Source organism: Streptomyces caeni (assembly GCF_042678285.1).
Lineage (GTDB): Bacteria > Actinomycetota > Actinomycetes > Streptomycetales > Streptomycetaceae > Streptomyces > Streptomyces caeni.
In genome coordinates, this window is the sequence record NZ_JBHUDX010000167.1 from 1 (window position 1) to 1,377 (window position 1,377).

The window sequence follows — 1,377 nt, forward strand, 5'->3', positions numbered from 1 at the left end:
GCAGCGTGTCCGTAGCCGTTGGTTGTCCGCGTTGCGAAAGCCGAACGCATTGCGGGCGACGAGCTTGATCACGCGGTTGATGCCCTCGCTCTTGGCGTTGGTGTGGCCGGTGTCGATGAACGCGGCGATCTCGGTCCACCAACGGTCGACGGTGGCAGCGAGGGTTCGGACTTCGGGGATGTCGGAGTCCGCGCACCAGGTGAGGAACTTCCAGCGGGCATGGCCGACTTGCTGGCGGTCGGCCCGGGTGCGGGCCAAGGCGAGGAGGTTGCGCAGGTTCTCCTTGGCAATCCACGCCGTCAGCAGCGTCTGCCCGATCTTCCCCTCGCCCAGGAGGGTGTTCCACATGGTGGCGAACTGGTCATCGGTGAGATCCTCGCGGTTGCGCAGAAGCCGTCGTCTGGCCTTCCACTCCGGGTCGCTCGCCCGTCCGCGTCGGCCCCGGATCTCGGCGGTGGTGCGGCGCCTGACCATGGACAGCATCTTGTTGGCGAGCTGGACGACGTGGAAGTGGTCGACGACGACGATCGCGTGCGGCAGGCCGGTGCGGACCGCCGAGCGGTAGGTGGCCGACATGTCGATGGCAACGTGGCGGATACTCTTTCGCCAGGTCAGCGGTGTGGTGGCGAGCCAGGCCAGGACGTCGGCGACGGTGCGGCCCTCGACCTGCCCGAGCAGCCCGCCGGTGCCGAGAGCGTCGACGAAGCCGGTGTGCCACCGATCCCGCACCAGGTGCCACCTGCCGCTGTCTGGGTCCTGCTCCCACTTCGTCTTGCCCCGCCGGGTCTCGTCGATGCCGAGCACGTTCACCTCGGGCAGTGGGGCGTCGACGACCTCGCGCCCCGATGTGCGCAAGGCGCCCATCACCGTCGGCCAGGACAGATGCAGGTCGCGGGCGGCCTGGATGACCGTGGAGCCGGCGTCGCGCACCCGGTGCCCAGCCGCCTGGCGCAGCCGGGTGGTGACCCGCGCCCCGGCCGGTATCTGGGCGATGCTCTCGGTGAACGACTTCCTCGGGCACTTCGGCTCGCGGCACCACCAGCGGCGCTTGTGCCAGAAGAACTCCAACTTCCGATCCCCGTAGGGGATGTCACGCGGCCGGGTCACCGCCGGCCCCTTCACCCGGGAGGCGATGACCCCGCAGGACGGGCAGGCCCGCGCCGCCTCGTCCGCCGTGATCAGGTGCACCCGACGCGTCCCGTCGGCCAGTGACTCGACCCGCACGACGGACACCCCGTCGAGACCGAGCAGCAACGTCGTATCGTTGACCAAGCCCGTGGCTCCCCCATGATCCTTCTGCGTAGAGAACAGAAATGATCAACCAGGAACCACGGGCGTCCTGCGTCCGGGCCAGTCCCGCCATACACATCACACACC

At 68.9% G+C, this 1,377-nt stretch carries 1 protein-coding gene; it reads right to left on the reverse strand.

Going from position 1 to position 1,377, the window contains the following annotated elements; genetic code table 11:
- Positions 1 to 1,272, reverse strand: a 1,272-nt coding sequence (locus tag ACFSL4_RS37475; RefSeq protein ID WP_381092592.1) for an ISL3 family transposase, incomplete at its 3' end; no start/stop codon positions are given.
- Positions 1,273 to 1,377: the final 105 nt, after the last annotated feature.